At 70.4% G+C, this 24,821-nt stretch carries 26 protein-coding genes and 1 pseudogene; 5 read left to right on the forward strand and 22 right to left on the reverse strand.

Features of this window, described 5'->3' with window-relative positions; all coding sequences use genetic code 11:
- Window positions 1-9: 9 nt before the first annotated feature.
- The 20 genes from fbaA to OHS82_RS20170 all read right to left on the reverse strand — a co-directional run bounded on the left by fbaA (window position 10) and on the right by OHS82_RS20170 (window position 18,347).
- Complete coding sequence (gene fbaA, locus OHS82_RS20075) at window positions 10-1,041, reverse strand: class II fructose-bisphosphate aldolase (RefSeq protein WP_057577907.1); 1,032 nt, start codon at window positions 1,039-1,041, stop codon at window positions 10-12.
- Window positions 1,042-1,211: 170 nt separating this feature from the next.
- Window positions 1,212-1,784, reverse strand: a complete 573-nt coding sequence (pyrE, locus tag OHS82_RS20080; RefSeq protein WP_057577908.1) for an orotate phosphoribosyltransferase — start codon at window positions 1,782-1,784, stop codon at window positions 1,212-1,214.
- 10 nt (window positions 1,785-1,794) lie between these two features.
- Complete coding sequence (locus OHS82_RS20085; protein WP_057577909.1) at window positions 1,795-2,592, reverse strand: aldose epimerase family protein; 798 nt, start codon at window positions 2,590-2,592, stop codon at window positions 1,795-1,797.
- Window positions 2,593-2,707: 115 nt separating this feature from the next.
- Entirely contained in the window at window positions 2,708-3,589 is an 882-nt protein-coding gene (locus OHS82_RS20090) for an SRPBCC domain-containing protein (RefSeq protein ID WP_328434239.1), read from the reverse strand.
- Window positions 3,590-3,834: 245 nt separating this feature from the next.
- A complete protein-coding gene (locus OHS82_RS20095) occupies window positions 3,835-5,475 on the reverse strand; it encodes a polyamine aminopropyltransferase (RefSeq protein WP_057577911.1) in 1,641 nt (546 codons plus the stop codon).
- 306 nt (window positions 5,476-5,781) lie between these two features.
- The gene (locus tag OHS82_RS20100; protein ID WP_057577912.1) at window positions 5,782-6,318 is read right to left on the reverse strand and encodes a DUF2617 family protein; all 537 of its coding nucleotides are present in this window, start codon (window positions 6,316-6,318) and stop codon (window positions 5,782-5,784) included.
- Window positions 6,319-6,696: 378 nt separating this feature from the next.
- Window positions 6,697-7,020 carry a hypothetical protein gene (locus OHS82_RS20105; protein ID WP_057577913.1) on the reverse strand — a complete coding sequence of 108 codons (324 nt, stop codon included), beginning with the start codon at window positions 7,018-7,020 and terminating at the stop codon, window positions 6,697-6,699.
- A 190-nt stretch (window positions 7,021-7,210) separates the two neighbouring features.
- Entirely contained in the window at window positions 7,211-8,476 is a 1,266-nt protein-coding gene (locus OHS82_RS20110; protein WP_328434240.1) for a tyrosine-type recombinase/integrase, read from the reverse strand.
- A gap of 79 nt (window positions 8,477-8,555) precedes the next feature.
- Window positions 8,556-8,798, reverse strand: coding sequence for a helix-turn-helix domain-containing protein (locus OHS82_RS20115; protein WP_328434241.1), 243 nt, complete (start codon window positions 8,796-8,798; stop codon window positions 8,556-8,558).
- 448 nt (window positions 8,799-9,246) lie between these two features.
- Entirely contained in the window at window positions 9,247-10,728 is a 1,482-nt protein-coding gene (locus OHS82_RS20120; protein WP_328436085.1) for an ATP-binding protein, read from the reverse strand.
- A 2-nt stretch (window positions 10,729-10,730) separates the two neighbouring features.
- The gene (locus OHS82_RS20125) at window positions 10,731-11,576 is read right to left on the reverse strand and encodes a DNA primase (RefSeq protein WP_328434242.1); all 846 of its coding nucleotides are present in this window, start codon (window positions 11,574-11,576) and stop codon (window positions 10,731-10,733) included.
- Window positions 11,573-12,319 carry a DNA methylase gene (locus OHS82_RS20130; RefSeq protein ID WP_328434243.1) on the reverse strand — a complete coding sequence of 249 codons (747 nt, stop codon included), beginning with the start codon at window positions 12,317-12,319 and terminating at the stop codon, window positions 11,573-11,575. Before OHS82_RS20130 ends, OHS82_RS20125 begins: the two co-directional genes overlap by 4 nt.
- A gap of 583 nt (window positions 12,320-12,902) precedes the next feature.
- Window positions 12,903-13,367, reverse strand: coding sequence for a hypothetical protein (locus OHS82_RS20135; RefSeq protein ID WP_328434244.1), 465 nt, complete (start codon window positions 13,365-13,367; stop codon window positions 12,903-12,905).
- A 204-nt stretch (window positions 13,368-13,571) separates the two neighbouring features.
- The gene (locus OHS82_RS20140; RefSeq protein WP_328434245.1) at window positions 13,572-15,677 is read right to left on the reverse strand and encodes an FtsK/SpoIIIE domain-containing protein; all 2,106 of its coding nucleotides are present in this window, start codon (window positions 15,675-15,677) and stop codon (window positions 13,572-13,574) included.
- A 119-nt stretch (window positions 15,678-15,796) separates the two neighbouring features.
- Window positions 15,797-16,114 (reverse strand): hypothetical protein, encoded by a 318-nt coding sequence (locus OHS82_RS20145; protein WP_328434246.1) that lies wholly within the window; start codon window positions 16,112-16,114, stop codon window positions 15,797-15,799.
- Window position 16,115: 1 nt separating this feature from the next.
- Window positions 16,116-16,463, reverse strand: a complete 348-nt coding sequence (locus tag OHS82_RS20150; protein ID WP_328434247.1) for an RRQRL motif-containing zinc-binding protein — start codon at window positions 16,461-16,463, stop codon at window positions 16,116-16,118.
- Complete coding sequence (locus tag OHS82_RS20155) at window positions 16,463-17,335, reverse strand: protein spdB (protein WP_328434248.1); 873 nt, start codon at window positions 17,333-17,335, stop codon at window positions 16,463-16,465. The genes OHS82_RS20150 and OHS82_RS20155 overlap by 1 nt, the downstream gene beginning before the upstream one ends.
- Window positions 17,332-17,787 (reverse strand): Pycsar system effector family protein, encoded by a 456-nt coding sequence (locus OHS82_RS20160; RefSeq protein ID WP_328434249.1) that lies wholly within the window; start codon window positions 17,785-17,787, stop codon window positions 17,332-17,334. The genes OHS82_RS20155 and OHS82_RS20160 overlap by 4 nt, the downstream gene beginning before the upstream one ends.
- Window positions 17,784-18,053, reverse strand: a complete 270-nt coding sequence (locus OHS82_RS20165; protein WP_328434250.1) for a DUF6284 family protein — start codon at window positions 18,051-18,053, stop codon at window positions 17,784-17,786. The genes OHS82_RS20160 and OHS82_RS20165 overlap by 4 nt, the downstream gene beginning before the upstream one ends.
- A gap of 99 nt (window positions 18,054-18,152) precedes the next feature.
- Complete coding sequence (locus tag OHS82_RS20170) at window positions 18,153-18,347, reverse strand: hypothetical protein (protein WP_328434251.1); 195 nt, start codon at window positions 18,345-18,347, stop codon at window positions 18,153-18,155.
- A 413-nt stretch (window positions 18,348-18,760) separates the two neighbouring features.
- On the opposite strand from OHS82_RS20170, the gene OHS82_RS20175 reads away from it, so the two are divergent.
- The 3 genes from OHS82_RS20175 (at window position 18,761) to OHS82_RS20185 (ending at window position 22,444) form a co-directional block, all read left to right on the forward strand.
- Window positions 18,761-19,606, forward strand: coding sequence for a sigma-70 region 4 domain-containing protein (locus OHS82_RS20175; protein ID WP_328434252.1), 846 nt, complete (start codon window positions 18,761-18,763; stop codon window positions 19,604-19,606).
- A 4-nt stretch (window positions 19,607-19,610) separates the two neighbouring features.
- A complete protein-coding gene (locus OHS82_RS20180; RefSeq protein ID WP_328434253.1) occupies window positions 19,611-20,417 on the forward strand; it encodes a protein phosphatase 2C domain-containing protein in 807 nt (268 codons plus the stop codon).
- A gap of 827 nt (window positions 20,418-21,244) precedes the next feature.
- A complete protein-coding gene (locus tag OHS82_RS20185) occupies window positions 21,245-22,444 on the forward strand; it encodes a pyridoxal phosphate-dependent aminotransferase (RefSeq protein WP_057577927.1) in 1,200 nt (399 codons plus the stop codon).
- Between the two features lie 204 nt (window positions 22,445-22,648).
- Here OHS82_RS20185 and OHS82_RS20190 read toward each other — a convergent pair whose 3' ends face one another.
- Together OHS82_RS20190 and OHS82_RS20195 are read right to left on the reverse strand one after the other, a co-directional pair.
- Window positions 22,649-22,912, reverse strand: a complete 264-nt coding sequence (locus OHS82_RS20190) for a type II toxin-antitoxin system RelE family toxin (protein WP_005483716.1) — start codon at window positions 22,910-22,912, stop codon at window positions 22,649-22,651.
- The gene (locus OHS82_RS20195) at window positions 22,905-23,174 is read right to left on the reverse strand and encodes a type II toxin-antitoxin system Phd/YefM family antitoxin (protein WP_057577928.1); all 270 of its coding nucleotides are present in this window, start codon (window positions 23,172-23,174) and stop codon (window positions 22,905-22,907) included. Before OHS82_RS20195 ends, OHS82_RS20190 begins: the two co-directional genes overlap by 8 nt.
- A 101-nt stretch (window positions 23,175-23,275) precedes the next feature.
- On the opposite strand from OHS82_RS20195, the pseudogene OHS82_RS20200 reads away from it, so the two are divergent.
- Window positions 23,276-23,716 (forward strand): annotated as a pseudogene (locus OHS82_RS20200) (aminotransferase class I/II-fold pyridoxal phosphate-dependent enzyme); the annotation flags it as partial.
- Between the two features lie 172 nt (window positions 23,717-23,888).
- A complete protein-coding gene (locus OHS82_RS20205) occupies window positions 23,889-24,707 on the forward strand; it encodes a S1 family peptidase (RefSeq protein ID WP_057577929.1) in 819 nt (272 codons plus the stop codon).
- Window positions 24,708-24,821: the final 114 nt, after the last annotated feature.

The following is a 24,821-nucleotide window of genomic DNA, read 5'->3' on the forward strand; positions in this document are numbered from 1 at the left end:
GCACGGGGGTTACTTGATCTTCTGGCCCGCGGAGCGCAGGTGCTGCGTGGCCTCGACGACGCGCGCGGCCATGCCCGCCTCGGCCAGCTTGCCCCAGGTGCGCGGGTCGTAGGTCTTCTTGGAGCCGACCTCGCCGTCGACCTTCAGGACGCCGTCGTAGTTCTTGAACATGTGGTCGGCGACCGGACGCGTGAAGGCGTACTGCGTGTCCGTGTCGAGGTTCATCTTGACGACGCCGTTGTCCAGCGCGGTCGCGATCTCCTCGGCGGTGGAGCCGGAGCCGCCGTGGAAGACGAAGTCGAACGGCTGGGAGCCGGCCGGCTTGCCGTACTTCGCGGCGACGCCCTCGTTCAGCTCCTTGAGCAGGTCGGGACGGAGCACGACGTTGCCGGGCTTGTACACGCCGTGGACGTTGCCGAAGGACGCGGCCAGCAGGTAGCGGCCCTTCTCGCCCAGACCGAGCGCCTCGACGGTGCGCACCGCGTCGTCGACCGTCGTGTACAGGGAGTCGTTGATCTCGTGCGAGACGCCGTCCTCCTCGCCGCCGGTCGGGGTGATCTCCACCTCGAGGATGATCTTCGCGGCGGCGGCGCGGGCGAGCAGCTCCTGCGCGATGGCCAGGTTGTCGGCGAGGGTCTCGGCGGAGCCGTCCCACATGTGCGACTGGAACAGCGGGTTGCGGCCCGCCTTCACGCGCTCCTCGGAGACCGCGAGCAGCGGACGCACGTACCCGTCGAGCTTGTCCTTCGGGCAGTGGTCCGTGTGCAGCGCGACGGTGACCGGGTACTTCTCGGCGACGATGTGCGCGAACTCGGCGAGGGCCACGGAACCCGTGACCATCTCCTTGCTGTACTGGCCGCCCAGGAACTCGGCGCCGCCCGTGGAGATCTGGATGATGCCGTCGCTCTCCGCCTCCGCGAAGCCGCGCAGCGCCGCGTGCAGGGTCTGCGTCGAGGTGACGTTGATGGCCGGGTAGGCGAACCTGCCTGCCTTCGCCCGGTCGAGCATCTCGTTGTAGACCTCGGGGGTTGCGATGGGCATCTGTCCGCTCCTTGACTGTGCGGTCGGCGATCTGCGTACTACGGCCCTGACCTAGACCTTGGGGTTCGACGTCGTCGTCGTCCCCATCTTTCCAGACCTGCGCGAATGGTCCAGGCCCTGTCCACAGGGCGGGTCGGGCACGACCCCTGGGCGGGGTGGGGCGGGGCGGGTCAGTCCAGGCCGAGCTCGTCCTTCGAGAAGGCGAACAGGTACGGCACGCCCGCACCCGCGCGGATCTTCTCGTCCGCTCCGGTCGCCCGGTCCACGATGGTCGCCACCGCCACCACCTCGGCGCCCGCCTCGCGCACGGCCTCCACAGCGGTCAGCGGCGAACCGCCGGTGGTGGAGGTGTCCTCGACGACCAGGACCCGGCGGCCCCTGATCTCCGGGCCCTCGACGCGCCGCTGGAGCCCGTGCGCCTTCGCCGCCTTGCGCACGACGAAGGCGTCCAGCCTGCGGCCGCGGGCGGCGGCCGCGTGCAGCATGGCGCCCGCCACCGGGTCGGCGCCCATGGTCAGACCGCCCACCGCGTCGAAGTCGAGGTCGGCGGTGAGGTCGAGCAGCACCTGCCCGACCAGCGGGGCGGCCTCCCCGTCGAGGGTGACGCGGCGGAGGTCGACGTAGTAGTCCGCCTCCAGCCCCGACGACAGGGTGACCTTGCCGTGCACCACGGCCTTGTCCTTGATCAGCTGCAGCAGCGCGCCGCGTGCGCCGGGCGGCGTTGTTCCGTTGACGTCCGTCATGCCCCTCAGCTTAGAGCCGCGACCACGACCAGGTCATCGCGGCCTCGAGCGGCTCCAGGGGCGTGACCAGGCGCGGGAGGGTGTTCAGTCCGTTCGGCGGGCCGGTCTGCGGCTCCACGCACACCGCCGCCTCCTGCTCGTCGTAGACGACGACCCACTTCTCGGGGCTGCCCACCTTCAGCTCCAGCTGTCCGGGCCAGGTGAGGGTGACGTCGACGCCGCCGGGCATGCCGAAGCAGTCGTCCCAGGGGCCCGGCTTCGGCGCGACGCGCTCGCCGGTCGGCAGATGGTCCTCGCCGCGCTGTTCCTGCCAGGCCGGGTCGAAGGCGACCCGCACGTCCTGGGCGTCCTGGCCGCCCAGGTTGCGGTTGAACCAGGGGTGCCAGCCGATCTGTGCCGGGAAGGAGGAGTCGTAGGTCTCCACGGACATCCGGATCGTCAGCGCGTCCTCGGCCAGCGCGAACACCTGGGTGACCAGGCCGGGGTAGGGCCAGGGCGCCACCAGTTCGTACGTCAGCACGACCTCGTCGGCCATGCGCCGGACGACCTTCCAGGCGCCGTCGCGGGCAGTGCCGTGGATGGCGTTCGGCGCGGCGTTGAGCGGCATCCGGTGGACGGTCGCGCCGTTGTGGAAGTAGCCGTCGCGGATGCGGCCGCACCAGGGGACCATCGGGAAGCAGCCGAACCGCTCGCCCTGGCGCAGCAGTTCGAGGCCGCCGACGCGCAGCCCCCCGACCCGGCCGCCGTTGCCCGGCTGCACGGTCGCCTCCGCGTCGCCCGCGGTCAGCGTGATCTCTTCGTCACTCACGGGACGACCCTACTGGGGTGGCCGGGGCCGCCCGAGGAGCAGGGCCCGTCCACGGACCCGGGCCACGAGCCCGGACCGACCCCAGTGCGCCCGACCGGGACCGGCCCGGCCCGGCCTAACCGCGTCGGCGCAGCGCCCTGCCGACCACGATCGCGGACGCCACGACCAGCGCGGCCGCCGGCGCCGCCCACCGCAGCGCGCTGTTCGGCATGACGGTCTGCGGGGCGGGGACCGGCGCGTAGCGCCCGCGCGGCGGAGCGTGGTCGACCTCCTCGGCGCTGCGGCCGATCATCGTGCGGCGCGCGTGCGCGGCCTCGGCGGGCGGCTGTGCGGGTCCCGTCAGGTCCTCGAGCTCCGAGGGGAGCTCAGCCGTCTCGAAGACCGCCGCGGGGACGACGGGTTCGTCGACGTCGTCCGCGGCGTCCGGATCGGCGACGTCGTCGGGCCCGTCGGCGTCTCGCGCATCGGCGTCTCGCGCATCGGCGTCCGGATCGGCGTCGTCCTGGTGGTCGTCTTGGACGTCGTCCTGGCGGCCGGTGCCGTCGCTCGTCCCGGATTCGGGCTGCTCGTCCGGTGCGGCCGAGACTCCCAGGTTCGCCGCGAAACGGTTGAGCAGCCTGGCCACCGCCGAGTCGACCACCTCGGAGGGCAGTTCCGTGACCCGGCCGTCCGCCGAGGCCGTCCCCTCGAAGCGGACTGTGGTGCCCGCGTCGGCCTCCCGCAGATGAAGGACGAGGCTCAGCTTCACCGACCCGCTGCCGCGGACCTCCGTCCCGTCGCCCTCCACGGCGTAGCCGCCGTTCTCGCGCGGAGAGACGCGTGCCGTCCCCCGGTACGTGATGGTGTGGCCGCCGATCCGCACCTTCAGCCGGCCCGCGACGGGCTCGGTGCCCGCGTCCTGCTGGAGCCCGGGAACCGCACGGGCCACCTGCGCGGGATCGGCGAGGGCCGCCCTCAGTCGCTCGGCCGGAACCGGAACGAACACCTCTTGCTCCATAAGTCCCGAGCCTACCCACGCAGGAGGGGAAAGCACCCGGCGAAACCGGATTCGGCCTCCCCCGGGACGGGCGGGTGGTACGCCCCGCACCAGCGGCATCGACGCCCCGAACCCCCTACGGCGACCGATGGGCTCACCCTCCGCCGCCGGGTGCCTTCCCGCTTCGCGCAGGGTGCGTTCCCCCTCGTCGCAGCGTGCGCTTCTCACGCACCGGGACGCACCGGGGCGCGCACCGGGGCGTCGCCTCAGTACCGCGGATGCACCAGCGTCGAGGCCGGCACTCCGGCCACCCGGTGCGCCTCGGCCGCCCGGGCGTCGGCGGTCAGGGCCGCCTGGGTCAGCGTGCGCGGGGGGCGCTCGCGCGCGTCGAGGCGCATCGGCGGTCGGGCGTCCGCGGCGGCCAGCACGAAGCCCCAGTCGCGGGGAGCCCGGGAGTCGTCGCCGGCGATGCGGTCGGGGCCGCCGGTACGGCCGGTGCCGCGGCCGGCCACCCGGTAGGGGGCGGTGTGCAGGCCGGCCGCGCGCAGCGTCGCCTCGACCGTCCAGAACACCGGCGGCCGGCCCGCGACCGGCCCGGCGTGCACCACGAGGCGGCCGCCGGGGGCCAGGACGCGGCGGGCGAGGCCATAGAACTCCTGGGAGTAGAGCTTGGTGCTCGCCGTGATGCCGGGATCGGGCAGATCCGCGACGACCACGTCGTACGTGGCCGCAGGGGCCTCGCGCAGCCACTGGAAGGAGTCCCCGGCGGCCACGCGGACGCGCGGATCGCCGAAGGCGTGGTCGTTGAGGCTCGACAGGGCCGGGTCGGTGCGGGCCAGCCGGATCAGCCCGGGGTCGGGCGCGACGACGTCGACGCGGCGCACGCCGGGACGGCCGAGGGCTTCTCGGGCGGCCAGACCGTCGCCGCCACCGAGGATCAGCACGCGCGCGTGCGGGCCGCTCATCGCCGGCTGGACGAGGGCCTCGTGGTACCGGCGCTCGTCACGGCCGGCGAAACGGAGGCGGCCGTCCAGATAGAGGTCGAGGGGGCGGCCGTCGGCGCCGCCGGTCAGCACGATCTCCTGGACGCCCGTCTGCACCGCCACCCGCACGTCGCCCCCGTACACCGCCTGCCTCGCCGCCCGTTCGAAGTCGTCGACGAGGACGGCGGCGGAGGCGAGGACGCCGAGGACGGCGATGTTGGCGACGAGCAGGAGGCAGCGGGCCCGGCAGGTCAGGTCGCGCCGGAACAGGCCCAGCACGAGGGCGGCCCCGGCGACCACGTTGACCGCGCCCACCAGCAGGGAGCTCGTCAGCTGGCCGAGGAACGGCAGGAGCAGGAACGGGAACGCGAGGCCGCCGACCAGCGCGCCCACGTAGTCCGCGGCGAAGAGGTCCGCCACCGCACCGCCCGCGTCCTGCCGCCGGATGCGCTGGATCAGCTCCATGAGGAGCGGCGCCTCGGCCCCGATGAGCAGGCCGATGGCGAGGGAGAACGCCACGAGGAGGATGCGGGAGCCGTCGGCCCACAGGCCGCCCCAGTCGCCCGTCCAGGCGAACACCGCGTACAGCGCCATGGCACTGCACCCTCCGACCAGGGCGAGAGCCGCCTCCAGGACGCCGAATCCGGCCGCCGCGAACCGGCGCAGCCGTTTGGCGACGAGGGAGCCGAGCCCCATCGCGAAGACCATGACCGACAGCACGACGGAGGCCTGGGTGACGGAGTCGCCCATCAAGTAGGAGGCCAGGGCGACCAGTTCGAGTTCGTAGACGAGACCGCAGGCCGCGCAGACGAAGACGCACGCGAGGACCAGCAGCCGCCCGGTGTCCGGCCGGACGGGGAGCCGCGCGGGGCCCCTCCAGGGCGGCGGAGCTCCGGGCGGGGCCGGTGCGTACGGTTCGATCACGACTGCGACGTTACGTCACGGCGTGGCCACCCTTCGTCACCCACACGTGTGAAACTCGGGGCGTCCGGGCGGTCACACGTTTGAGTCACCGCCGGACGGGCCGCCGCCGGACGCGGCCGCCGTCACGTCCCACCGCCCTCGGCCCCCGGGGCTTCGCCACACCGGCCTCGCCCCACCGGCACACGCCCCACCGGTCCTCAGCCGGCCGGCATACGCCCCACCGGTCCATGCCTCACCGGTTCGCGCGCCACCAGTTCACGCGTCACCGGTCCACGCGTCACCGGTCCACGCTCACCGGTTCATGCCTCACCCGCCGGACGGGATCTCGGCGCACACCGGCACGCGCACACCCACCCGCGTTCTCGTCGCCACCAGCTGCCCGTCCTGCGGGTAGGCGTGCCAGGTGCGCCAGTGGACATGGCCCTCGTGGCGCTGGGCGAGCAGGGCGGTGAACGCGTGCGGGCTGCCGGGGAAGACGCCGACCAGGCCGTGCGGATGCTCGGAGACGAGGGCCAGGAGCTCCTGCGCGCGGCCCGCGAACTGGCCCGGCGAGAGCTCCTCGACGCGCGCCGCGAACTCGTACTCCCAGCCGCCGACCCGCTTGGCGACGCCCAGCGGGAGCGGGGTGCTGCTGCCGGGGATACAGGCCACCGTCTCCGAACAACTGGCCTGCTCCTCCTCCAGCAGCACCTGGTGCGACGCACCGAGCAGTCTCAACTGAAGCTTGGCGCCGCTCAGTTCGAGGTCGAGGGTGGCGAGGGCGGGCAGCGGTTCACGCCCCAGGGCCCAGGCGAGATCGGCCGCGCGCGTGTCGGTGTAGGAGGTGTTCAGGGTCGTGAGCATGGATCGGCTCCGCGGAGACGCAAAGAAAAGGAGGAAAAGGTCCGGCGCACCCCGGTCGACACCGGGAACCGCCCCGGTCAGCCCGGTCTGGGGAGGTCGTCCGCTCGGGACGTCCGAAGGGTGCGAGGGGCTGCGTCGGTGCTTTAGAGGGAATCATGAAGTGTGGTGCCGCCACAGCGTTTTTACCCAACTTCGTGGGGTTTCCATCCCTCGGGGGGCTCCACAGCTCAACTGTTCAACCAGGGCGTACGCCCAGGCGGGCCAGGCACATGCCGTTCGCGCCCGCCCCGGGCACATGGTGTGACCGCGGAGCCCGTGGTCGGCCGGGCCCCGCGGTCCGGATGCGGCTCCCCCCGCGGGGAGCTCAGCTGCCCCGTGTCAGCTGCCTCCGCCGCATCCGCCGCCCCCGCCGCAGGACGATCCGCCGCCGCAGGACGAGCTTCCGCCGCAGGACGAGGACGAGCCGCCGCACGAGTGCCCCCCGTGGTGGCCGCCATGGTGCCCGCCGGAACCGCCGGAACTGCAGGAGGCGCCGCTCCCGCCGGCCGCGCCGCCCGCCCACCAGCTGCCGGAGCTGCTGGAGGAGCCGCCGCGCGACCGGCCGCCGCCGCGGGACCGCACGGTACTGCGATTGCGCGCGTTGGCCGCCACGGCCACCACGAACCCGATGACGATCACCGCCAGGACGATGCCGAAGAACATGGCGTCACCCTCCTTCCCTGTCCCCCGAAGCGGCCCCCCGTGGGCGCCTCGCGCGGCGTCCGAGCGCCGCGTGAACGGGGGATGCCCGCCCCGGCCGACGGCCAAAGCGGAGTTGAGGAACTTCAGAGGGTTCTCGCGAGGAAAAGGTCCCTGACCTGCACAGAAGGGCAGGTCAGGGGCCGTCTGAGTCTTACTGGGCCGTCTGTGGGCCGTGGTCTTCCTGAGAGATGCGCTGAAACACCGAGTCGATGGCGCGACGGGCGCGGTCTCGGCTGTCGGGCATCAGGTGGGCGTACACCCGGAGCGTCAGCGCCGGGTCGGCGTGCCCCATGTACTCGCTGACGGCCTTGATGTTCTCGCCCGCGTCCAGCAGCGCGGAGGCGTAGAAGTGCCGCAGGGCGTGCATACCGTGCTCACGCGCCGACTCGTACTTGCCGTTCTCATCCGTTTCCGAGCGAATGAGGCCCGCGTCCGCGAGGGCGGGCTTCCACTCCTTGCCGTTGAAGTTGCTCCGCCACACCATGCCCCCTTGCTCCGCCGTGAAGAGTAGCCGGGCGGACACCTTCGGCCCTTCCGGCACGTCCCAGGGCAACGTGATCTCCACCGGCTTGCAGGCGTCCATGTGGGCTCGGAGAGCTTCTGCCAGGGAGTCGGGCAGCGGCACGTCCCGCTTCTTGCCGCCCTTGGGGAGAGCGAACACCGGGTGCCCTTCGACGTGCTTGATCTGCCGGACCACGTGAAGCGTGCGCCCGTCGACGTCGATGGCGTCCTCAGCCAGTCCGAACACCTCTCCCTGTCGTAGACCGCACCCGGCGCCGACGTCGACCATCGCTCGGTACCGCTCCAGAAGGGCCGCTCGAACGGCGAACACCTGGGCGAGCGTCCATGGGACCACGCGATGCGCGTCCGGCCTGGGTCGCCGGACGGTCCGTGCACCGCACGGGTTGCGCGACAGCAGCGCATCATCGACAGCGGCAGACAGGACCGACTGAACGTCCGCGAAGATGTTCCGGGTGTAGGAAGGGCCTACGCCGGGCTTCGCGTCCAGCGCGGCGAGGAGCTCCCTGATGTGCTCAGGCCGGAAGGTCCCTATCGGCCGGGAGCCAAGCACCGGGTAGACGTGCAGCCGCAAGCGCCGGCCGAACTCCTTCCGGGCCATCGGGCTGGACGTCTTGCTGTCCAACCACTTCTCGGCGTACTGCCGGAACGTGATCCGCACGGACTTGGGATCGGTGTACTGACCGCGCGTCATGTCCGTCTCAATGGCGCTCAACCATTTCTCGGCGAGTCGCTTCTTTCCGTCGGGAAAGCTCTTGGACTTCTCTGCGCCGTCTGGACCGATGTATCGGGCCCGGTAGCGCAGACCACTTCCGTGGCGGTCGCTCTTGACGCGGACGGTCTTTCCGCCGGCGTTCGTCTCGGTCTTGAACCAACGGTCTTGGATGTGGCCTGCCATGAGGCGGCGGTCCTCTCAACACGCAGCAGGGAGAGCCGCCGGGTCGCGGCTCTCCCTGCTGTCTGCGGTGGGTGTTGGGTTAGGCAGCGTTTTGTTCGGTGCTCTTGCGTTCGGCGACGTGGGCAAGCACGTCGGCGGGGTCGTAACGGATGTACTTGCCGATGCGGAATCCGGGCGGTCCCACGCGCTTGCGACGCCACTGGTAGACGGTCTCTTTGGGCACCTCGAACATCTCGGCGATGTCGTCGGGAGTGAGGTAGCGGTCCGGCAACCCGCCACGGAGTGTGGCGCGCGGGTCCGGTTGTTCACGTGCAGCGCTCATCGCATGTCCTCCGTGCGCGGGTGGGTCCGGATTCAGGCGTGTCTGTCCGAGGACCGGATTTCTGCGTCACCGCGTCATCTGCGTCACTTAGGTCTCTGACCTGCGGTTTTTGGTGACGCTGCAGATCGGGGCTGCGTCACCCGTGCGTCATCGGCTGCGTCACCCGGTGACGCAGGTGACGCAGGATGACGCAGAGTCGGCCGTCTGCGTCATCACTGTCAGCGCAGGTCAGGGGCCGTTTTTCGGGTCGGGTGACGCAGGTGACGCAGCGTCTTCCTACTTAGGACAAAGAGGGGGCTGTCTGTGGTAGTTCGGTGCGCCTTACAGAGCGAAGAAGGAGCCGCTGCGCGGCACCTCTTGGGACAGTGCAGGCACCGCAAAGCAAGAGGAGCACGCCCCCGGGACCGGTGCTCCTCTTGCTTGTCCCTTGGCAGGCGAATCGCGGGGGTCAGTGCATCCGCTGTTGCTCGTATGAAGGCAGGGTCAGGGCCACCGTGCGGGTCATTTCGAGGTAGCGGCCCGCTTTGGTGCGGCCCGAGTCGATGAGGACGCCCCGAGCCGCCAGCGTCGGTTGCAGGCGCTTGAGCCGATCTGAGAGGACTTTGCCGGTGGTCGGCCACCCCTTGGGCAGGGGACGGCAGTCCTCACCCGCGTAGAGGCGGCTCAGGCAGGACAACCACTCGGTGGACGTCATCTGCTGCACGCCGCCCGACTCCAAGGTGTCGGCATGCAGAAGGACGGTCTGCGCCAACAGGTCGCCCTCGATCACGTCGTCGTTCAGGTCGTCCAGACTCGTCCGGTACGCGGGCAGCGCACCGAGCCCGGTCGCGGCATCGAGCTGCGCGCACAGGTGCGCGAAGTCCGCCATCCGCAGATCGGTGGGCGTCTCCGCCTCCATCGCGCGGACCTTCGCGGTGAGGTCGAGGAGGGAGCCGAGGACGACGGGCAGGACTTCCGCGTATTCGGCCCACAGTTCGGCCTCGGTACGTCGGACGCGAGGGCGTTCGAGGCGCAGGGGCAGGAGCCGTTCGGCGAGGTCGGGCCGGATGACCCCCACGTCGATACCGGTCAGGAGCAGGGGCCGGCGGTAGCCGACGCGGAACACGTCCCCGTCGGTGAACAGGGCCCGCTTGACGCTCTCGGCCCCGGTGACGATGCAGCACATCGCGTCGGACAGGTCCGGCGTCATGTGGGAGAGGTTGTCCAGCGCGGTGACCCATCCGGCCGCCACCGCCGCGATCAGGTTCTCCTCATCCTTCGGTGCACGGCGCAGGTCGCCGCTCATGCCCTCGACGATCCGCACGAGCATCCGGCCGCCGGTGGACTTGCCCGCGCCCTGCGGGCCGGTGAGGAACGGCGCAGGGACCGGTACAGACGGCCCCAGACAGCCGATCAGCCAAGCGATGGCAAGGCACTCGGTTTCGGCGGTGGCGAAGTTGCACAGCCTGAGCAGAAGATCGATGCCCTTGCCGTCGGTGTCCTTGGCGGGCAGGGGGAGTTCCCCGGTGAGTTGGGTGCGCCGCCAGCACACCTCTCGCGGGTCCGGGACAGTGATGTCCCAGCCGGTGGGGTGGATGCGGACGGACTGCCCGTCGTCGCGGCCAAGGTCCAGCCACGTCGCCCCGTCGAACCCGGGAGCCACACGGATGTTCACCGGCTGTACGTCCTCGGTGAGCGCGAGCGCTTCGATCAAGTCGAGTGCCTCCTTGAGGGCGGTCCCGTTGAACACGCCGATGCCGTCCTTGAACAGTCCGACCATCAGTTCCTGGCGGTGGCTGCCGGTCGTGCCCTGCGAGCGGATCGGACGGGCGACGGGGTGGCCGTTGCGCTGCGCGTACACGGTGCCGTCGGCGGTGCGGAAGTACCGGAAGTGCTCTTGGGCGTAGTCGGTGATGACCTTGCGGGCGGGGTTCTTCTCGTCGTCGGACATGGTCACAGTCCCAACGTGGTCAGGGCGTTGGTCCACGCATCGGTGCAGTGCCGGGCCGATTCGCCTTTGGCCTGGGCGGCGGTGAACAGCCGCGCGGTGTGGACATCGGTGAGGCAGCCGCACCGGCCGTGCGTCGACAGCACGGCGAGGAACGTGCGGTACACGGTCGCGTGGACGGCGCTACGCGCCTCGGTGATGCGCTGCACGGCCATGGAGATGCCACGGTCCAGATAGGCGGTCGTGCGGTGGGGGCACTCCCCCTGCCCGGCCCTCAGGGGCACTGTGGCCATCTGTGGCGCTCTGCGGGCCGTGGACGGCTCCTTTACGGCCAGGGCGCGCACAGCGTCCGGGAGAGCGACTGTGGAGCCGGTCCCCGGACCGCGCCAACGGGCATAGGCCATCGTGGACTTGATGTCGACGCCGGGGCGGACGGCGTTCGATGACGGCATGGTGCCCCGGTAGATCCAGTGCTCGCCCCGGGTGGTGGTCACGGTCCTGGTCGCGGGCAGGGTGGCGCGGGCCCAGTCGACGGCCGCCGCGTCGTCGAGGTCGACGACGGTCACGCCGGCGCCGCCGGGGTGGTAGGCGACGGCGGCGGCCCGGCGCCACGCGGACGCCCATGCCGGAGAGGTGAGGATGTGAGGGTCGGTGGTGGCGGCGGCCCACGCGTGGCAGACGCCGGGGCACCGACAGGTGCCCGCGGCTTTCATGTTCGGCCGGCCGCCGCATGCGTTGGCGGCGCAGTCCGGGCAGTTGCCGAACGGCACCTTCCCGGCCCGCAACGGCAGCACGGGCACGGTGCGGGTGGCGAGCGTGAGCGCGGTGTCGAGCAGGGGCGGAGTGCTCACGCGGCCACCTCCAGCGCGGGGATGTGGGCGGCGAGGAACGCGCGGCCGATCCACTCGGTGTAGGCGGGCGGAAGTGCCTCGCGGAGCCGAAGGTGGTCGGTGGACCAGTCGATCCGCTTGGCCTCGCGGATCTCGGCGACGGTAGCCTTGCCGCCGCCCTTGCCGTAGGCGGCGACGTAGGGGCCATCTCGCCATTCGCCGTGCCGGTAGCCGCGCACGTAGCCCCGATGGAGAGGGTGCGCCGGCTGCGCGGTCGTCCAGCCGCCCAACTCAAAGTAGCGGTGCATGAGCACGGCCAGGCCGAACTGTTCCCCGCACAGGCGGACGTCCTTGCGGACCTCGGAGCCGGCCACGTTCTCGATGACGTACGGGCGTCCGGTGGCATCGAGTGCGGCCCGGGTGGGGGCGATGAGCCGGGGGTAGGTGCGGCCGATCGCGGCGTTGCGGGCGGCGTTCGTGCCCTTTGTCGGCGCGCCCTCGCCCTGGCAGGGGGGTGAGGCGTGGATGAAGTCGAATTCGTGGCCGTGCTCGCGGATGAACTCGACCGCGTCGCCCTGGTGGAAGGCGTCGCCGCAGTAGTCCGGCTGTGCCTGGATGTCGACGCCGGTGACGTGGCAGTTCCCGAACGCGCGCCGGTAGCCGTCGGTGCCACCCCCGATGCAGGAGAAGGCGTCCAGGACCCGGATCGGTCCGTTCAGGGCGAGCGGGGCGAGTGCTCGCCGGATGCTGGTCGGTTGCGTCATGCTGGGAGACCTCCAACAGGTCAGTTGCTGGCTGGTTGGACGGGGCGGCCTTGTCTTTGGCGAGAGGGGCCGCCCCTGCACGGTTGGTTCGTTTGCACGAACGCCGACGTCGGGGGGCGAGGCGAGTGGAGTGGACTGCGCTGGTCAGCACTGTCGCTGGAGGTGGCATTGCCACGCTTTCAGCAGGAGCGCTTGAGTTCTGGCGGTGGAAGAGGCAGAGGAGCGACCAGAACACGGAGAACAAGCGGGTCCTGTATGCCTCGTACCTGGCGGTCCTATCCGGAACGCGTCACGAATGCAGTGTCCTGGCACGAGCGGCCGACATGCCGTCAGTGGAACGGGCGAAGGCGGTCTGGGATGCGTATGAGCGGTGCCTCAGCCGTCGGTACGAGATCGAGGTAATGGCACCGTTACGGATTGTGGCTGCGGCGGACAGCAACCACCGTGTGCTTCGCGACATCTGCATTACAGTCGCGGACGGCGCGACGAGCGACAGCGAGGAATACGCAAACCTCCGTGTGGCATACAAAGAGGTTCATTCATCCCTGCGGAACGCCATGAGGTCTGATCTCGGGGCTGAGCCTTAGACGTGGAAGTGGTTGCGCTTGATGACGGCCTTGCGGATGTTGACCGTGGTCCCGTCCTTGCGGCCGTTCGTGCTGAAGATCTGCACGGCGATCCATCCGCCGAAGATGACGGCGGCGAGCGTGATGAGCTGGGTGATGAGCGCGGTGAGCGCGGCGATGAACGTGGTCAGGAGCAGCAGTCCGCCGCACACGGCGAGGAACCCGACGCCTCCGAGGACGACGTTCACCGCCGTCCGCGAGACGGCCGGCTTGGCGACGGCCGGGTCCGGCTTGGCGGGCTCGATGGCGTAGCCGGTGACGACGCGGCCGTCCGGGAGGACGACGCTCGCGACCGTCGGCAGGATGCCGGGCTGGACGGGAACGAGGGGTGCCGCATACGGCACGGCGGGGGTGAGGGGGGTGGGCTGGTGGACTGCGACGGCCCGGACGGCGGGCGGGTTGTAGGCGTGCTCGGGGTACATGCGGAATCCCTTCCGGAGCTGGGTGAGGGAGGCGGACACACCCCCTGCCCGGGGCGGTCTGGAGGGGGTGTCAGGGGTGCTGACCTGCGGGCCTCCCTGCCTCCCTGACAGATCATCGATGCAGGTCAGGGCGAGGGAGGCGGGGCAGGGAGGGTTTCAGGGAGTTCTCCCTGCCTCCCTGGCCGGGGCGGGGTCGCCTCCCTGTCATCCGTCGTCGGAAGCGGAACCCTGGCCGTCCTGGTTGGTGAGGGCGCGGGCGACGCGGTCGCGTCCGACGACCATGCGGCCGTCGGACTTGTAGGGCTCCGCGCCGGCGTCCTCGAGCACGCGTTTGAGGTCGCCGGGCGTCCACCGGCCGTAGGCGTCCGCGTTCAGCGTCGTGAGGCGCTTGAGGACGTCGGCGGTCAGCACGCGGGAGGCGTCTCCGAGGACGGCGAGGATGTCGCCGAGCGGGTCACGCTCCTCGCCGCGTTCGACGGCGTGCAGGGTGGTGACGCCGTCGCGCAGGGCCTTGGCCCGGTCGGTGATGGCGGTCGCGCCGGCGTCGTCGATGTAGTGCGTGCGGACCGTGATGGACGCCTGCCCGGCCGGGACCTTGATGCCGTCGGAGGCGACGACCAGCGTTCCCTTGTCCAGGCCGGGGCGGAGCATGTTGGGTGCGGCTCCGCCGTCGACGGCCTTGTCGCCGAGCGCCATGCGGGCCTGCTGCTCGGTGCCCAGCGCGAGGGAGGCGCGGGTGTGGGCGCCCTCGCGGACCAGCTTGGGAAGGTTCTGGTCGGTGGGGTCCTGGGTGCCCTGCCACATCAGGACGTTCACCGCCCGGCCCTGGTTGTGGATCTTGCGGACGGCCATGAAGTACCGGGAGGTGGCCTTGGACCCGCCGTAGGGCCGCTTGTCCTCGTCCACGGCCGGGCACATGAACGCGACCTGCGCTTCGTCGACCACCACGATCAGGGGCGGGAACGTGGTGCCGGGCGGGGCCTGGATCCGGCGGTTCATCTCCTTGACTGCGCCCTCGACCATTTCCGTGACCTGCATGACGTGCTCGTCGGTCGGGCCCTGGATGAGGGTGGAGGCGAGGCCGTCGAACATGGCCCAGTCGCCGACGCCTTTGAGGTCGCCCATGAGGAACTGCACCGACCGGTCCAGCGCCACCCACAGCGCGAGGGAGCGCAGGGCGACGGTCTTGCCCTGGTTGGACAGGCCCGTGATGAGCAGGTGCCGCTGATACAGGCTCAGTGCGGCTGCGTCGCCGCGAAGGTCCTGACCCCAGGGGGCGCGGCCCTTGGCGTAGTCGGCGGTCATGGTGTCGTCGGTGACCAGCGGGGACGGGCCGATCGGCTCGTCGAGCGCGCCGGAGTCGGCGACCCACAGCCGTACCGTCCGCGCGGCGGTCGGGATCGTGATGAACACCTCGTGCTCGTGCCGGGACAGGTTCTCCGCCAACTTGCGCCGCTTGGCCTGCACTTCGTTCGTGGCCACGCCGGAAGGGAGGGTGACGTCGACCTCGACGCCGCATCCGGCGATGCGGATGGGGCCGAGCATGGACGCGCCGGCGTCGCCCATTTCCTTGATGGCCTTGGCCAGGGCGGACACTCCGAGGTCGCGCAGGGCCTTGACCACGATGGACGGGGTGATCGGCTCGCCCTCGCCATTCCGGACGGTGGCGGGCATCGCCCATGCGGGGGCGGCCTGCTGCTTGCTGCCCACGGCCCACAGGGCGAGCAGCGCGAGGAACGGGCCCAGGGAGACCAGCGGGCCCCACACCACCTGAACGATGGTGATGAGCAGGTTGATGAACTCGATGACGGCGGCGATGGGGGTGATGACGTCGGTGACGTCGTGGTTCGCGATGGCCATGACGACGCCGAGGGCGACGAGTGCGCCTATGCCCATCCCGGTGCCGACGGCGACGCCCTTGGCGGCGTCGAGGGGGGAGTGGAGCAGGTCCATGCGGCGGCGGTGGCGGGCGTCGCGGAAGCGCTGCGCGCGCTCCTCCCACTCCATGGCCGCGTCCATGTTCCCCGCGGCCTCCGCCGCCCGCATGAACCGCTCGTAGCGGGCGGCGGTCTTCCCGTCCCACGTGCGACGGGCCACGATCCTCGCCCCACCGGCCACGTAGAGGCTGTGCCGGGCGACGGCGCGGGCGGTGGTGCGGGTGTTCTCGTGGGTGACGGCCGTCTTCACGGCGCGTCCGGAGCGCACCCACAGCGGGACGGGTGCCGGCGGGGCGGGGTCGGGCACCACGGTCAGTGTGGTCACGGTCGGGGGGTCGGTGTGCTTGTGCAGGTGAACGACGTTCTCGGACATGCGGAAGACTCCTCAGCACCCCACGACGGGGCAGGAAGGGCGTGCGGGAAGGGGTGAGCGGCCGGGACGGCGAGGGCGAGGCCGTCCCGGCGGGGTGGTTCAGGCGGGGCGGGTGGGTGTCACCACCAGCCGGACGACTTCCGCTTGGCTTTCGCGGCGGCGGCCTCGCGCACGATGCGCGCCCGCTCCATGTGCAGCGCGGTCAGCTCAGCGGTCAGCCGGGTCTCGACCGAGCTGGAGAGGCTGTCCAGCCGGCTCTCCTGGCGGCCGGCACTCTTGCCGCGCAGCACCCGGTAGGAGCCGCCGGCGAGCGCGCCGATCACGGCGCGGCGTTCGGCGCTGGTCAGCGGCCACATCTCGCCCCGCCGGACCGCCTCCAGCTTGCGGGTCGTCTTGCTGATCTCGCGGTCGATGCTGCGGGTGTCGGGCTTGCCCATGTCAGGCACTCCTCAAGGCTTCGGCGGGTTCGGGGTAGGCGCAGGGAACGCACATGCCGAGCGACGGCGGGATGACGTATCCCGCATCCGTGCGGCACTGCGGACACGTGCGGCGGGCGGCGTTGGCCTTGGCCAGCGCAGCCCACTTCGCCGGCGTCATCGGCCGCACGGGCTTGGCCAGGTCGACGCGGTAGAGGTAGGCGACCAGCGGCGGCCGCCGTCGGCGGGGGCGTTCGAGCTGAACGGCCACGCCCTGACCGCCGGGCCGCAGGTCGCGGGCCCTCAGTTGGCGGCGGGTGGCGTAGCCGTCCGGGGCCAGGTGCCACCGGTAGACCGGCAGCGCGCCCATCAGGCGACCCGTTTCCATGCCGCCCGCAGCCGGACTTCGGAGGCGGAGTGGCCGGCCGCCCGGAAGCGCACCGCCATCTCCCGGTACGACAGGGCCGGGGTCTGGCTGTGCCGGATCTCGTCGACCAGCGCGTCAAGCTGCGCGTCCGTGAGCGCAGGAGCGGACTCCAGCGCGAGCACGGACACCTGCTCGACCGGGCCCCATACCGGGAGCTCCCAGCGGGGTGTGACGTCCGGTGTGACGCCGGGCGTGACGGGGCTCGTCACGCTGGTCAGGGCCCGTCCGGTGTCCTCGCCCTGCCGGGCCGTCTCCAGCGTCGACCACGCCCCCGCGAGGGTGGCGGCGGTCTTGGCCTGGACGCGGGCGACGCGTGCCCCGGCCTGCGTCACGGCCGTCAGCCTGGTCTCCTCGGTGGACGCGTCGGCCCGCAGTCGGGCACGCGCCACGGCCGCCTCGTCCCGCGCTTCCTGCTGGATGCCCCGGATCGCGCCGAGTGCGGCCGGGGTGAGCGCGGTGCGCTCCCACATGCCGTGCACCAGCCACAAGGCCTTGGCCGCGACCGGCAGCCAGGCGACGGCCAGCCAGGCGCCGGTGGACTCTTCGGCGGTGAGGGCGTGGGCGACCAGGACGCCGGTGGCGAGCAGGCCGAAGCACCACCCGACGGCCGTCACGGCGTGGCTGTGGTCGCCCTGCGCGGCGAGGCGGCGTTCGTAGGCGAGGGTGGCGAGCCATCCGCCGTCGATGCCCAGGCCGACGACCAGGGCGACCGGCCACGGCATCGCCGTGCCCAGCCACATCACCACCACGCCGAGGGTGAGGACCATGGAGACGGCCGTCATGGCGACGGCCGGCCGTGCGGTCTTGGCGTTCACGCCGCACCCCCCGTCGTGAGCAGCGCGGCGAGGAGGAGCAGCGCGCCGCCCGCGCAGGTCAGGTCGACCGCGCGGCGCAGGCACGTGAACTTGGCGACCGCCAGACGGGACAGTCCGGCGACGTCGGCGGCCAGGTCCCGGCCGCTCAGGGTGGCGGTGATCTCGTCCGGGGTGAGGGTGGCCCACAGGGGGAAGCCGTGCCGGCCGCGCAGGTTCGGACGCACCGACCGCAGCAGCAGAGCGGCCGCGCCGACCAGCAGAGCCGTCCCCAGACCGCCCACCACACAGGCGGCCACGTTCAGCGGCAGGTCGCGGGCGACTGTCCACGTCCCGGCCAGGACCGCGCCGACGAACGCCAGCAGCAGCCCGGTCTTGCTGTCCGTCCGGGCGATCTCCGCCTTCACCTCGGCGTGCGCCGCGGTCAGCTTGCCGTTCTCCGTCGGGGTGCTCATGCGGCACCGCCCGGCAGCATCACGCCGGCCGTGCGGTTGACCAGGTCCCGCCGCGCGGCCAGCACGCGATTGCGGGCTCGGCGGATGCGGCGGGCGTCGACCTCGTTCGCGGGGCGGTCGAGGGTCTTGATCTGCGCGTCGAGGAGGTCGACCTCCGCCGCGATGACGGGGGACTCCAGCTCGATCGCGTCCAGCTCAGCGGCCGTCGGCTCCATGAAGTCGGCGAACGCGGTAACAGCTTCCTGAACAGTGACGATGTGCTTCATTGGGTCGTGTTCCTCTCACAGGGTGGAACGGCCCGACTGCGGTCCCCGGGGGGCAACCCGGGGACCGCGCGCCGTTCAGAGTCGAAAAGGGGTCCGCCGTCAGCGGCGGCGCAGACCCCAGGAGATGAGCGCGCTGACCTGGTCGGTGACGTCGGTGACGCGGCCCGACTCCAGTTCGTCCGCGCGGTCCTCCAGCTGCTTCGCACGCTGCTCACGTCCGTGAGCGCGCACCCAGACAGCGGCTTCGCGGTTGTCGTCGGCCTGACGACGCATCCGATCGGTGATCTTGCCCATGATGGGTTCCTCTCGGCAGTGGATGAAGCACTCGCGGCTCCCCTCAGCGCTGCACGTACGAGACGTGCAGCGGAGGCAACCGGCCGCAGCGGTGCTGCGGAGGCTGGTCGTGCAGTCGCATACGGGCGAGCCCGCACGCATCCGTCCTCTTGCTGGCAGGGGAGGGACGGCCTCCCAGGCACGCTGTTGAGTTCTCAAGGAACGACCGCTGCCTTCGTACTCACCCCCGACCAGCAGGGGATTTCCTCCGGGCGCTGTTTGTGCAGGTCAAGCAACCGAAAGCCACTTCCCCTGGCTTGCTTAGGGGGGGTTGCGGTCTCGCTTGATAGGTACCGTAGGCAAACTCAGGGCTGCGCGCAACCCCCTCTGGCGATAGAGTGCGGTAGCCCCCCTAGGCGATCGATTGGAGAGACGTGCGCGACGACATGGAGCGGGTCTCCGGGATCACTGACCCCGTTGACCGAGCCAAAGCAGCAATCGACCTGATGGCGCGGTATCAGAGCCACGTGAACGAGCTGTCGCGCGTCCGCCGAGAAGCGATCGAAGAAGCTCAGGCATCCGGGATGACGCAGGCCGAGATTGCGAAGCGACTAGGCGTCAGCCGGGGGCGCGTGGGCCAGCTCGCCTCTGCCGGCCCGCCGCCAGAGCGCGCCTTCTTCGGCACGGACCTCGTGACGGTGTCGCTCGGGGGGAAGTACGAAGCAGGCAAGGGGCCCGACCAGAACCCCAGCGAGGTAGTCACCAGGGAAGACCTCAACAACTTCGAACACGTGCGCAAGCTGCTCAGCGGCATGAAGTTGGAGACTCAGTACGAGGTGATCCCACCGACCGGGATCGTCAACCTCAATCGGGACAACCACGTCGTCATCTGCGGCCCCCGGCTGTCCCCGATCGTGGCGCAGGTACTCGAAGGTGACGACAACCTTCGGTTTGCCAAGGATCACGCGTGGCACCTGGTCGACCAGGTGGCGGGCAAGGAGTTCCGGTCACCGCAGGATGAGGACGGCTCGGCCGGCGATGTGGGATACCTGGGACGGCTCCCCCGACTGGACGGTAAGGGGACGTTCCTCTACATCGCTGGCATCCACTCCATCGGCGCGAACGGGGTCGTTCACTTCCTGGAAAACAACCTGGCAGAGCTCTACAAAGAGGTACGTACACGCCGCTTCTCCACCCTGATTTCATGCCGCTACGACCCGAAGACGCTCGAGGTGCTGGAGAGTCGACGCGTCACCCCGCTGTACCGACATGAAGGCTGAGAGCATGCGCGTCGCAATCGACACCCAACCCGGTGGAGCGGCTCCCAATGAGGATTGGGTGGCGGGCACGCCGGCTCTCGCCGTGGTACTGGACGGACTCAGCACTGCAGGCCTGGACACCGGATGTCGACACGGTGTGCCGTGGTACGTGAGGAACCTCGGCAGTCAGCTTGTCGCCGCGCTTGCCGACTCGGAAACGTCGCTCACGGCCGGCCTGGCGCACGCCCTTAAAGGGGTGGCGGCCCTTCACCCTGAATGCGACCTCGGCAACCCTGGAACGCCCTCGGCGACGGTTGCGATCTTGCGGCAGCGAGACGGTTACCTAGACCACCTGGTCTTGGCAGACTCCCCCATCGTGCTCGATGGTCATCAGGGCATTTCGGTGATCACTGATCTCCGGGTGGATCAGATCCTTCCCGAGCTGAAGGCCGAAGTAGCTCGGCACGAGACCCATACGGCAGGGCACAAAGAGGCTCTGCGGAACCTGGTGTCCGCGCAGAGGGAGACTCGCAACACGGCAACTGGATATTGGGTCGCAGCCGCCGGCCCCGAAGCGGCAGAGCACGCGCTGACCGGCAGCGTGCCCACTGAAGACGTACGCGCCGCCGCGCTGATGTCCGACGGTGCGGCCTGTCTCGTGACGGACTACGCGATGTCCTCCTGGCCCGAAGTCTTCGCGACGCTTCGGGCCGGGGGACCGCAAGAGTTGATCGACACCGTCCGCAAGGTGGAAGCCACGGATCCCAGGGGGCAACGGTGGCCGCGCTACAAGTCCGGTGACGATGCCGCCGTAGCGTTCTGTCAGTGGTGAGAGTTGCTGGTCAGTGCGCCGATCGCCCGTCTCACTCCGTGTCGTTCACCCCCTCCGGAGCCGTCCACAGCAACGCCTCAGCTATGACGCGCGGAGCACGCGGAGGATCAAAAACGAGCCAACACCCTGCGCGGTGTTACTCGCTGGTATGTAGCCTCTGAGGTACGTAACTCTGGGGAATGCAAGTTCTACTTGCACTTCTCATGACGCCTGGTGTCCGTGGCTGCGGACGGCTTATCCGAGAGTGATCGCACCACACAGGACGCACGCTCAGTGCCGGCTAGCATCGGTCTGGTCACAACGGAGCCCACCTGACCGCGCATGCTGGCAGGCCGAGCGGCAGGTGGGCAACTGAACCCGGAGGCTCAGACATGAGTTTGCCCCTTGCCGAGCGCTGCGTGTCAAACCCGCGTCAGCGACTCGCAGTGATCACGGTCATTGTCGTGATCGTGCTCGCTTCGCCGACGTGGACCAAGGTTGTCGGTGCGTACGCGGATGCAGCGGCGTTCATCGCGCTCTGGTTCGCAGTCACCGGTACAGCTACGAAGTACAGCAACGGCCCCGACCGTAGGTGACGCTCAAAGGCTGTCATCAGCGACCTGACCAGCTGAGAAGACCTCAGCAACCGCTCCGCCCGTAGTTCGCATCGAGGAGCACACCGCGACACCCCCGCTCGGGCCGTCTCTGGGCCGTGCGGGGGTACTCAACGATGACAGACGACGACAGTCGACGACGGCTCCTTCCCTGTTCAGAGGCCGGGCATCGAGTCTCGGCGCAGGTGCCCATCAGCGAAGCCATGTTGAGGAACTCCAGAGCTTCGGCGCAGGATGACGGCCATGACCTCTCCCGCGCGCCCTTTCCTCAACCGCCGTCTCGCCGAGTTCGGGACGACGATCTTCGCCGAGATGTCCGCCCTCGCGGCGGCGACCGGCTCGATCAACCTGGGCCAGGGCTTCCCCGACACGGACGGCCCCGAGGAGGTCAGGGAAGCGGCCGTGCGGGCCCTGCGGGACGGTCGCGGCAACCAGTACCCGCCGGGCCCGGGCGTGCCCGAGCTGCGCACGGCGATCGCCGACCACCAGCGCCGCCGATACGGCCTCTCCTTCGACCCGGACACGGAGGTCCTGGTCACCGCGGGCGCCACGGAGGCCATCGCCGCCACCCTGCTCGCGCTGCTCGAGCCCGGCGACGAGGTGATCGCCCTGGAGCCGTACTACGACTCCTACGCGGCCTGCATCGCGATGGCCGGCGCCACGCGCGTACCGGTGACGCTGCGCCCCGACGCCGAGCAGGCGCGCTTCCGCCTCGACCTGGACGAGCTGCGCGACGCCGTCACCGACCGCACCCGGCTGCTGCTGGTCAACACCCCGCACAACCCGACCGGCACGGTCCTCACCCGCGAGGAGCTGACCGCGATCGCCGAGCTGGCCGTGGAACGGGACCTGCTCGTCGTGACGGACGAGGTGTACGAGCACCTGGTGTTCGACGAGGCCGCACACGTGCCGGCGGCGACGCTGCCCGGGATGCGCGAGCGCACGGTCACGATCGGCTCGGCCGGCAAGACGTTCTCCTTCACCGGCTGGAAGGTCGGCTGGGTCACATCCACGCCGGAGCTGGTGGCGGCGGTCCGCTCGGCGAAGCAGTTCCTGACGTACGTGGCGTCGGGGCCGTTCCAGTACGCGGTCGCCGAGGCGCTCGCCCTGCCCGACAGCTACTTCAACGCCTTCCGCGCGGACATGCAGGCCAAGCGGGACCTGCTGGCGGCGGGGCTCGCGGACGCCGGATTCTCGGTCTTCCGCCCGGCCGGCACCTACTTCATCACCACCGACATCCGCCCCCTCGGCGAGAGCGACGGCTTCGCGTTCTGCCGCGCCCTGCCCGAGCGCGCGGGTGTGGTCGCCATCCCCAACGCCGTCTTCTACGACCACCGCGAAGAGGGCGCCCCGTTCGTACGGTTCGCGTTCTGCAAGCGCACCGAGGTGCTGACAGACGCGACGGAACGGCTACGCAAGGCATTCGCGGGCTGACCGCCGCCATACGAGGCCGGTCGACGCATCCCCCATTGTCTGCCGCACCTCACCCGCCAGGGACTGGCGCCGGAGGCGCCCCGGTCTCGCCGCACCGCCCGCCTCCACACGTCCCAGCGGCGCATGACTGCGGTGCCCACGGCGGCAGCCGCCGCAGCCATCGCCGCCGCCCGGACGTCAAGTCCGACCCGATGTCAGGAGCGCTCAGGTGTCGTAGACGGTGGAGCGATGCCCGACGTGTACGACCCACACCACCAGCTCGCCGTTGTCGATCGTGTAGATCACGCGGTAGTCGCCCACCCGTAGACGGCGCCGGTCGGGCTGGGAGACGAGGGCCGTGGTGTTGAACCCCGTCGGGTCGCTCTCCAACTCTGTCAGCTTGGCCAGAATGCGGAGGGCCATGTCTCGCGGGACCTTGCGGAGTTCGGCCTGAGCCTCGGCTCGGAAGACGGTGCGGTACTCACTCACTGCGCGCCAGCGTCTCCCTCATGATGTCCTCGATCGGGATGCCGGGTGCCGGGTTGGTCATGCGCTCGTCGATGATCCGGTTGATCTCGCGCTCTTCCCACTCCTGGTATTTGCGCAGCACCTCGATGGACACCACGGCGGCGACCTGCTTGCCGCGCCGGGTGATGACGGTGGGCACATCGTCCCGGTCGGCCCGCTCCACGATCTCGGCCAAGTGTGCCCGGACATCGCGGATGGACTCTATGGGCATTGACTGCGTCATGCACCCAAGGGTACCGAGTGTGCCATGTGTACACAACGGTTCACCGTCACTCAGGGGTGCAGCCCCGTGGGTCCGCATACGAATGAGTGCGTGAACACGGAGTGAGCTGGGTCACATCCACGCCGGAGCTGGTGGCGGCGGTCCGCTCGGCGAAGCAGTTCCTGACGTACGTGGCGTCGGGGCCGTTCCAGTACGCGGTGGCGGAAGCCCTGGCCCTCCCGGACACGTACTTCGAGTCGTTCCGTGAGGACATGCGGCTGAAGCGGGACCTGCTGTCGGCGGGCCTGAGCGAGGCGGGCTTCAAGGTGTTCCAGCCCGCAGGCACCTACTTCATCACCACCGACATCCGCCCCCTCGGCGAAACGGACGGCTTCACCTTCTGCCGCGCCCTGCCCGAACGCGCGGGCGTCGTCGCCATCCCGAACGCAGTCTTCTACGACCACCGCGAGGCCGGCGCCCCGTTCGTGCGGTTCGCGTTCTGCAAGCGCACCGAGGTGCTGACAGACGCGACGGAACGGCTACGCAAGGCATTCGCGGGCTGACCGCCGCACCGATGTCGATGTCGATGTCACCGATGCCGCTGATATCCGCGCTGTCCTCGCAACTGAAAGGCAACCCATGATCTCTTGCACCTCTACATCAACAATGTGCATGACAAAATAGTGGGTGGCCGGAAGGTTTCCGGTCGCCTTGTCATAAGAGGGGACCCCCCACGTGAGAAAGCCTCTCGTTGCCGCGCTCTTCGCTCTGGCCGTCGCCGGAGCGGGCACGGCGCCCGCGGTCGCGGCGCCCGATCCGACGCTCAAGGCCGTCAGCCTCTCCGGCACCGTGGCGCTCAGCAACTGCTCCGGCTCGCTCGTCCGCTTCCCGAACTCCGTGGACACCGACCCGGCGCTGGTGCTCTCCAACGGCCACTGCAGCAGCCTCATGGACCCGGGAGTGGTCATCACCAACCGGGCGGCCAACCGGCCGTTCAGCCTGCTCGACGCCTCAGGCGCCCAGGTCGCCACACTGAAGGCTGCCAAGCTGGCGTACGGGACGATGACCGACACGGACGTGGCGGTCTACGAACTCACCACCACCTACGCGGCTGTCAAGAGTTCGTACGGGGTGTCCCCGCTGACCGTGCGGGACACGCACCCGACCGCCGGTACCGCCATCACCGTGGCGTCCGGCCCCTGGAAGAAGCTCCTCGACTGCGAGCTCGACGGGTTCGTGCACCGCCTCAAGGAGGGCAAGTGGACCTGGAAGGACTCGATCCGCTACACCTCCGCCTGTCAGACCATCGGCGGCACCTCCGGCTCTCCGGTGATCGACCAGGCCACCGGTGAGGTCGTCGCCGTCCACAACACCGGCAACGAGAACGGGGCGTCCTGCACGTTGGACAACCCATGCGAGGTGGATGAGAGGGGCAACGTCACCGTCCGCAAGGGCATCAACTACGCAGCGCAGACCTACCAGATCCCGGCCTGCTTCACGACCGGCAACCAGCTGAACCTGAGCGCCGCCGGGTGCACCCTGCCGAAGCCTTAGCGCTCCGCGGGGTCGGCCCATTCCGGTCCGCGGGTGCGTGAGGGCCGCTGCTCGCGCACCCGCGGCGGAGCGCTAGTCGATACCGTCCCGCGGCCCGAGGGCGCTGCGGCGGGG

Origin of the sequence: Streptomyces sp. NBC_00425, from assembly GCF_036030735.1 — a bacterium.
GTDB lineage: Bacteria > Actinomycetota > Actinomycetes > Streptomycetales > Streptomycetaceae > Streptomyces.

What these genes read in the sequence shown, in the direction of transcription:
- OHS82_RS20165 (WP_328434250.1), bottom strand. Translation starts at nt 18,053, where the DNA reads ATGAAGCACATCGTCACTGTTCAGGAAGCTGTTACCGCGTTCGCCGAC.
- OHS82_RS20170 (WP_328434251.1), bottom strand. Translation starts at nt 18,347, where the DNA reads ATGGGCAAGATCACCGATCGGATGCGTCGTCAGGCCGACGACAACCGC.
- OHS82_RS20120 (WP_328436085.1), bottom strand. Translation starts at nt 10,728, where the DNA reads ATGTCCGACGACGAGAAGAACCCCGCCCGCAAGGTCATCACCGACTAC.
- OHS82_RS20110 (WP_328434240.1), bottom strand. Translation starts at nt 8,476, where the DNA reads ATGGCAGGCCACATCCAAGACCGTTGGTTCAAGACCGAGACGAACGCC.
- pyrE (WP_057577908.1), bottom strand. Translation starts at nt 1,784, where the DNA reads ATGACGGACGTCAACGGAACAACGCCGCCCGGCGCACGCGGCGCGCTG.
- OHS82_RS20180 (WP_328434253.1), top strand. Translation starts at nt 19,611, where the DNA reads ATGCGCGTCGCAATCGACACCCAACCCGGTGGAGCGGCTCCCAATGAG.
- OHS82_RS20115 (WP_328434241.1), bottom strand. Translation starts at nt 8,798, where the DNA reads ATGAGCGCTGCACGTGAACAACCGGACCCGCGCGCCACACTCCGTGGC.
- OHS82_RS20105 (WP_057577913.1), bottom strand. Translation starts at nt 7,020, where the DNA reads ATGTTCTTCGGCATCGTCCTGGCGGTGATCGTCATCGGGTTCGTGGTG.
- OHS82_RS20135 (WP_328434244.1), bottom strand. Translation starts at nt 13,367, where the DNA reads ATGTACCCCGAGCACGCCTACAACCCGCCCGCCGTCCGGGCCGTCGCA.
- fbaA (WP_057577907.1), bottom strand. Translation starts at nt 1,041, where the DNA reads ATGCCCATCGCAACCCCCGAGGTCTACAACGAGATGCTCGACCGGGCG.
- OHS82_RS20160 (WP_328434249.1), bottom strand. Translation starts at nt 17,787, where the DNA reads ATGAGCACCCCGACGGAGAACGGCAAGCTGACCGCGGCGCACGCCGAG.
- OHS82_RS20130 (WP_328434243.1), bottom strand. Translation starts at nt 12,319, where the DNA reads ATGACGCAACCGACCAGCATCCGGCGAGCACTCGCCCCGCTCGCCCTG.
- OHS82_RS20185 (WP_057577927.1), top strand. Translation starts at nt 21,245, where the DNA reads ATGACGGCCATGACCTCTCCCGCGCGCCCTTTCCTCAACCGCCGTCTC.
- OHS82_RS20140 (WP_328434245.1), bottom strand. Translation starts at nt 15,677, where the DNA reads ATGTCCGAGAACGTCGTTCACCTGCACAAGCACACCGACCCCCCGACC.
- OHS82_RS20195 (WP_057577928.1), bottom strand. Translation starts at nt 23,174, where the DNA reads ATGACGCAGTCAATGCCCATAGAGTCCATCCGCGATGTCCGGGCACAC.
- OHS82_RS20150 (WP_328434247.1), bottom strand. Translation starts at nt 16,463, where the DNA reads ATGGGCGCGCTGCCGGTCTACCGGTGGCACCTGGCCCCGGACGGCTAC.
- OHS82_RS20145 (WP_328434246.1), bottom strand. Translation starts at nt 16,114, where the DNA reads ATGGGCAAGCCCGACACCCGCAGCATCGACCGCGAGATCAGCAAGACG.
- OHS82_RS20090 (WP_328434239.1), bottom strand. Translation starts at nt 3,589, where the DNA reads ATGGAGCAAGAGGTGTTCGTTCCGGTTCCGGCCGAGCGACTGAGGGCG.
- OHS82_RS20100 (WP_057577912.1), bottom strand. Translation starts at nt 6,318, where the DNA reads ATGCTCACGACCCTGAACACCTCCTACACCGACACGCGCGCGGCCGAT.